The sequence below is a fragment of the Cupriavidus gilardii genome (assembly GCF_017598945.1).
Classification (GTDB): domain Bacteria; phylum Pseudomonadota; class Gammaproteobacteria; order Burkholderiales; family Burkholderiaceae; genus Cupriavidus; species Cupriavidus gilardii_E.
Map to the genome: position 1 here is coordinate 83,013 of NZ_JAGFTW010000027.1, position 6,232 is coordinate 89,244.

5 protein-coding genes are annotated in these 6,232 nt (G+C 66.8%); 1 reads left to right on the forward strand and 4 read right to left on the reverse strand.

From position 1 onward, the window contains the following. Positions 1-105: 105 nt before the first annotated feature. The 4 genes from glmM to J5T34_RS09935 all read right to left on the reverse strand — a co-directional run bounded on the left by glmM (position 106) and on the right by J5T34_RS09935 (position 5,370). A complete protein-coding gene (glmM, locus tag J5T34_RS09920) occupies positions 106-1,449 on the reverse strand; it encodes a phosphoglucosamine mutase (RefSeq protein WP_208579598.1) in 1,344 nt (447 codons plus the stop codon). Between the two features lie 101 nt (positions 1,450-1,550). Then, positions 1,551-2,423, reverse strand: a complete 873-nt coding sequence (gene folP, locus J5T34_RS09925; RefSeq protein WP_208579599.1) for a dihydropteroate synthase — start codon at positions 2,421-2,423, stop codon at positions 1,551-1,553. A 173-nt stretch (positions 2,424-2,596) separates the two neighbouring features. After that, the gene (ftsH, locus tag J5T34_RS09930; protein WP_006576612.1) at positions 2,597-4,480 is read right to left on the reverse strand and encodes an ATP-dependent zinc metalloprotease FtsH; all 1,884 of its coding nucleotides are present in this window, start codon (positions 4,478-4,480) and stop codon (positions 2,597-2,599) included. Positions 4,481-4,704: 224 nt separating this feature from the next. Further along, on the reverse strand, positions 4,705-5,370 hold the full coding sequence (locus J5T34_RS09935; RefSeq protein ID WP_208579600.1) for an RlmE family RNA methyltransferase: 666 nt from the start codon (positions 5,368-5,370) through the stop codon (positions 4,705-4,707). Positions 5,371-5,541: 171 nt separating this feature from the next. Between J5T34_RS09935 and J5T34_RS09940 the strand changes: the two genes are divergently transcribed. Further along, entirely contained in the window at positions 5,542-6,042 is a 501-nt protein-coding gene (locus J5T34_RS09940) for a YhbY family RNA-binding protein (RefSeq protein ID WP_149319832.1), read from the forward strand. Positions 6,043-6,232 lie beyond the last annotated feature (190 nt).

The following is a 6,232-nucleotide window of genomic DNA, read 5'->3' on the forward strand; positions in this document are numbered from 1 at the left end:
CGGCTGGCAGCGGTTGCCACCCTGGCCCGGCAGCAAAGGAAAACGCCCGGCACGGGCCGGGCGTTTTCTGAAGGGCGGCTGACGGACGTGCGCCCTGCTCGCTACTCAGGAAGCCAGCGAGTCCGCCAGCTTGCGGGCCGCCTGTTCGGCCGTCTCTGCCCGCTCCGCCTCGACCATCACCCGGACCACCGGCTCGGTGCCGGAGGCGCGGATCAGCACCCGGCCCTTCCCGGCCAGCGCCGGCTCGATCTCGGCGCGCGCGGCCTGCAGGCCGGCATGGTTTTGCCAGTCGAAGCCCTTCTGCACCCGCACATTGATCAGCGTCTGCGGAAACAGCGACACGCCGTCGAGCAGCTGGGCCAGCGTCTTGCCGCTGCGGCGCAGCGCCGCCAGCACCTGCAGGGCCGACACGATGCCGTCACCGGTGGAGTGCCGATCCAGGCATAGCAAGTGACCCGAGCCCTCGCCGCCCAGCGTCCAGCCGCGCTTGCCCAGTTCCTCCAGCACGTAGCGGTCCCCGACCTTGGCGCGGACGAACGCGATGCCCTGGCGTTGCAGCGCCAGTTCGACCGCCATATTGGTCATCAGCGTGCCGACCACGCCGGGAACGCTGTGCCCGCAGGCGATGCGGTCCTGCACAATCGCATACAGCAGCTCGTCGCCGTTATAGAGCCGGCCATCGGCGTCGACCACCTGCAGCCGGTCGGCGTCGCCGTCGAAGGCCAGGCCGAGGTCCGCGCCGTTGGCCTGGACGGCCTCGACCAGCTTGCCGGGCGCGGTGGCGCCGTAGCCGTCGTTGATATTGCGGCCATTGGGCTGGTTGCCGATCGACACCACGTCCGCGCCCAGCTCATGGAACACGTGCGGGGCGATGTGGTAGGCGGCGCCATGCGCGCAGTCGACCACCAGCTTCAGGCCATGCAGGTCCTTGTCGTAGGGGAAGGTGCTCTTGCAGAACTCGATGTAGCGGCCGGCCGCATCGTCGATCCGGCGGGCGCGGCCCAGCTGGTCGGACGGCACGCAGTGCATCGGCGCCTCGAGCTCGGCCTCGATCGCCAGTTCGACATCGTCGGCCAGCTTGTCGCCGGTCGCCGAGAAGAACTTGATGCCGTTGTCGTGGTACGGGTTGTGGCTGGCCGAGATCACCACCCCGGCGGCAAGGCGCAGCGCCCGCGTCAGGTAGGCGACGCCTGGCGTCGGCAGCGGACCGGTCAGCAGGACATGGACGCCCGCCGCGGTGAAGCCCGCCTCCAGCGCCGCTTCCAGCATATAGCCGGAAATCCGCGTGTCCTTGCCGATCAGCACCGTGGGCTTGCCCTGCGTGCTCGGCTGGCCCAGCGCCAGCACGCGTCCGGCTGCATAGCCGAGCCGCATCACGAAGTCCGGCGTGATCGGCGCCTCGCCGACCCTGCCGCGCACGCCATCGGTGCCGAAGTATTTACGTGTCATCCGATCGTTCTCCCTGTTCTGATTCGGGTTCCGGTTGTTCGTGTGTTGAATGAGTGGGGTGCTGGCCACCGCAGATGCTGGAGTCGCTTCGAGTCGGCCGCTCAGGCCGAGCCCTCCAGCTCCAGGCGCTGCTGGCGCACCGCCCACCAGGTCTTCATGGCATCGACCGACGCCTGCACATCGTGCACGCGCACGATATAGGCACCGCGTTCGGCAGCGCACACAGCGGCGGCGATGCTGGCCGCGACGCGCTGCTGCGGCGGCCGTCCGCCCAGGATCGCACCGAGCGTCGACTTGCGCGACAGGCCGGCCAGCAACGGCAGTCCTTCGACCGCCAGCTGCGGCAATTCGCCAAGCAGGCGCAGATTATGATCGACCGTCTTGCCAAAGCCAAAGCCCGGATCGAGCACGATGCGGCTGCCGTCGACGCCGGCGGCGCGCAGCGCATCGACCCGCTGCTGCAGGAAGTCGCGGACCTCGCCGACCACGTCGTCGTATTGCGGGGCCTCCTGCATCGTCTGCGGGTCGCGCTGCATGTGCATCACGCACAGGCCTGCCTGGCCCGCGTCGGCCGCTGCGACCGCCTCGATCGCGCCCGGCATGCGCAGCCCCCAGATGTCGTTGATCAGGTCGGCGCCGGCCGCCAGCGCGGCGCGCATGGTCTCGGGCTTGTAGGTATCGATCGACAGCGGCTTGCCGCAGTCGCGCAGCGCCTCGATCACCGGCAGCACGCGTGCCAGTTCCTGGTCCAGCGGCAGCGAGGCGGAGCCGGGCCGGCTCGATTCGCCGCCGATATCGATGATGTCCACGCCCTCGGCAATCATCTGCTCGGCATGGCGCAGCGCCGCGTCGCGGCTCGCGTGCTGGCCGCCGTCGGAGAACGAGTCGGGGGTCACGTTGAGAATGCCCATGACCAGCGGGCGGCGGTCGCGCGGGAAGCGGTAGCGCCCGCACTGAAAGTACGAGGTCGACAAGTTGCAGTCCTGAATGAAACGGGAAGGGACGGAAAACGGGAAACGGGAAGCGGGAACGGAGGTCGGCGGCGAGGGGTCGGGACGAAAAAAGCCGGTGCCCTGGGGCACCGGCTTTCGAAGCTCAGCGTGCGAGGCGCAGCGCTGCCATCCTGCTCTGACCGGACAGTCGCGGATCAGGCCGCGGCCGGTGCGTTCGACGGCGTCACCGGCGAGCCGCCCGACGGCGGCGTGCCGCCACCGCTGGCGCCCGGCATGCCGCGCGGCGGACGCGGCGGCTTGCCTGCCATGATGTCGTTGACCTGGTCGGCATCGATCGTTTCCCACTCCATCAGCGCGGCGGTCATCGCTTCGACCTTGTCGCGATTCTCTTCCAGCAGGCGCTTGGCCAGCGCGTACTGCTCGTCGAGGATGCGGCGGATCTCGCCGTCGACCTTCTGCTGCGTGACTTCCGACACCGACTTGGACGACATCTTGCCGAACAGGCCTTCCTGCTCGGTATCGACGTAGACCATCGTGCCGAGCGTGTCGCTCATGCCGAAGCGGGTCACCATGTCGCGGGCGATCTTGGTCGCGCGCTCGAAGTCGTTGGACGCCCCGGTGCTCATTGCGTTGAGGAACACCTCTTCCGCGGCGCGACCGCCGAACAGAATGGCGATCTCGTCGAGCATGTTGTCCTTGTACTTCGAGTACTTGTCATGCTCCGGCAGCTGCCAGGTCACGCCCAGCGCCCAGCCACGCGGCATGATGGTGACCTTGTGCACCGGGTCGGCCTTGGGCAGCAGCTTGGCCACCACCGCATGGCCCGACTCGTGGTACGCGGTCGCCTTGCGTTCCTCTTCGCGCATCACCGTGGACTTGCGCTCCGGACCCATATAGATCTTGTCCTTCGCGTCCTCGAAGTCCTGCATGTCGACCACGCGCTTGTTGCGGCGGGCGGCGAACAGCGCGGCCTCGTTGACCAGGTTGGCCAGATCGGCGCCGGAGAAGCCCGGCGTGCCGCGCGCGATCACCGACGCGTCGACATCGTTGCCGATCGGCACCTTGCGCATATGGACCTTCAGGATCTGCTCGCGGCCGCGGATGTCCGGCAGGCCGACGAAGACCTGGCGGTCGAAGCGGCCCGGACGCAGCAGCGCCTTGTCCAGCACGTCGGCACGGTTGGTCGCGGCGATCACGATCACGCCCGAGTTGGCCTCGAAGCCGTCCATCTCGACCAGCATCTGGTTCAGCGTCTGCTCTCGCTCGTCGTTGCCGCCGCCCATGCCGGCCCCGCGATGGCGGCCGACGGCGTCGATTTCATCGATGAACACGATGCAGGGCGCCTGCTTCTTGGCGTTCTCGAACATGTCGCGCACGCGGGCCGCGCCCACGCCGACGAACATTTCGACGAAGTCCGAACCGGAGATGCTGAAGAACGGCACCTTGGCCTCGCCGGCGATGGCGCGCGCCAGCAGCGTCTTGCCGGTACCCGGAGGGCCGACCAGAAGCACGCCGCGCGGAATGCGCCCGCCCAGCTTCTGGAACTTCTGCGGGTCCTTCAGGAAGTCGACCAGCTCGACCACTTCTTCCTTGGCCTCGTCGCAACCGGCGACGTCCTGGAAGGTGACCGCATTCTGGTTCTCGTCGATCAGGCGCGCACGCGACTTGCCGAACGAGAAGGCGCCGCCTTTGCCGCCACCCTGCATCTGCCGCATCATGTAGAACCAGAACACGATGATCAGCAGGGTCGGTCCGAGGTAGTACAGGGCCTGGACCAGCACATTCGGCTCGTCATCGGCCTTGCCGGTCACCTGGACGCCGTATTTCATCAGGTCGCCGACCATCCAGATGTCGCCCGGCGAGATGATGGTGTATTTCTGCCCTTCCTTGGGCGTCACCACGAGGTTTCGGCCCTGTACGTCGACGCGGCTCACCTTGCCGTTCTTGGCGTCATCCATGAACTGCGAATAGGTGACGCTTTCCTGCGCACGGGGCTTGTCGAACTGCTTGAAGACGGTAAACAACACCAGCGCGATCACGAGCCAGATTGCCGCCTTTTGAAACAGGTTGTTATTCAAGGCCGAACTCCTTTGCGATTGCCTTGCCAACGATAGCTGCATGCATTGTAATGCAGCGCCGCCCCGGGGGGCGAAAAGCGTCCCTATCGGTTCGATAGCGATAGCGCTAGCGGGCGAAAGCCCGTAGGCCAATGCGGGACGACAATCAGACCGGCAACGGCTCAAATGGTGCCCGGCTTCGGGCCATGGCCATGCCAAGGCCCGTGCCGGGCGGTCCGGCCGCTTCAGCCGGGCGACTTCAGGTGGCGCCCCAGAATGAAAGTTTCGGAGGATTTGTCCCGCGAGGCCTTCGGCTTGCGCTTGGCCACCACCTTGAACTGACGCTTGAACTTTTCCACGATCTGGCTGTAACCGCTGCCGTGGAAGCACTTTACCAGCAACGCGCCGTCGGGTTTCAGATGGGCCTGGGCGAATTCGAGCGCCAGGTCGCATAGATACTCGATGCGCGCGGCATCGGCCGACGCCACACCGGACAAATTGGGGGCCATATCGGACAAAACAAGGTCGATCTTGTTGCCGCCGGACGCCTCCAGCACGATCTCTTCGAGTTGGCGGAACACCGCTTCCTCACGGAAGTCGCCCTGGATGAACGTCACGTCGGCGACCGGCTCCATCGGCAGCAGGTCGATCGCCACCACCGCCCCGTCGATATGACCGTCTTTCGCGCGCGGCGAGGCCGCCAGCTTGTTGCGCACATACTGGCTCCAGCTGCCCGGCGCGGCGCCCAGGTCGACGATGATCTGGCCCGGGTGGATCAGCTTGTCCTGCTCGTCGATCTCCTTGAGCTTGTACGCTGCCCGCGCGCGATAGCCTTCGCGCTGCGCCAGCTTGACGTAGGGATCGTTGATATGGTCGTGCAGCCACGACTGCCTGAACTTGTTCTTGGCCATTTCTCGTGATTTCGCCGCCAGACCGGGACGGTTTGACGGATAATACGCGCCGTTGCGACGCCCTTGCGACGTAAGAGGCCCTGCCGGCCGCTTTTGCAGCCGCGATTGCAGCCGCTATTGCAGCCGCCTTTCCAGCCGCCTTCACCGGCGTCGCCCTTATCCTGCCTGACTATGCCTGCCCTTCAATTGAATCCCGCCCAGCGCTCCGAACTGCGCTCCCGTGCCCACGGCCTGAATCCGGTCGTGATGATCGGCGCCGAGGGGTTGACCCGCGCCGTTCTGGCCGAGATCGACCGCAGCCTCGCCGCCCACGATCTGATCAAGATCCGCGTGTTCGGCGACGAGCGCGACACCCGCATCGCCATCTACGAAGCCATTTGCGATGAACTTGGCGCCGCCCCGATCCAGCACATCGGCAAGCTGCTGGTGGTCTGGCGCCCCGGACCGGCGCGGCTGAAGGAAAACCAGCCGCAAGACCTGGGCCGCATGGCCCCGGCTCGCCGCGGTGCAGCGCCGCGCACCGTCACGGTGCGCAAGCCCGCCGCCAAGCCGGGCGGCCGCCCGACCCGCAACGAGGTCCGCGTGCTCGGCAACGAGCGCGTGACCGCCGGCGGCAACGTCAAGCGCGCCCGCAGCCGCCAGGCCAGCCAGAAGAAGAAGTCGCTGGGCTGAGACCGGGCCTTTCGGGCCTTGCTTGCTGTTCTCCCTCTCCCCTTCAGGGGGAGAGGGTTGGGGAGAGGGGGTGGTTTTCAAACCTCGGTGGCATAACGACTGCCGTTTTCCCTCTCCCCCGACCCCTCTCCCGCAAGCGGGAGAGGGGTCGGGGGAGAGGGAAAACGGCAGTCGTTATGCCACCGAGGTT

Excerpts from the sequence above, each read along its gene's own strand:
- J5T34_RS09940 (WP_149319832.1), top strand. The coding sequence starts at position 5,542 with ATGCCTGCCCTTCAATTGAATCCCGCCCAGCGCTCCGAACTGCGCTCC.
- J5T34_RS09935 (WP_208579600.1), bottom strand. The coding sequence starts at position 5,370 with ATGGCCAAGAACAAGTTCAGGCAGTCGTGGCTGCACGACCATATCAAC.
- glmM (WP_208579598.1), bottom strand. The coding sequence starts at position 1,449 with ATGACACGTAAATACTTCGGCACCGATGGCGTGCGCGGCAGGGTCGGC.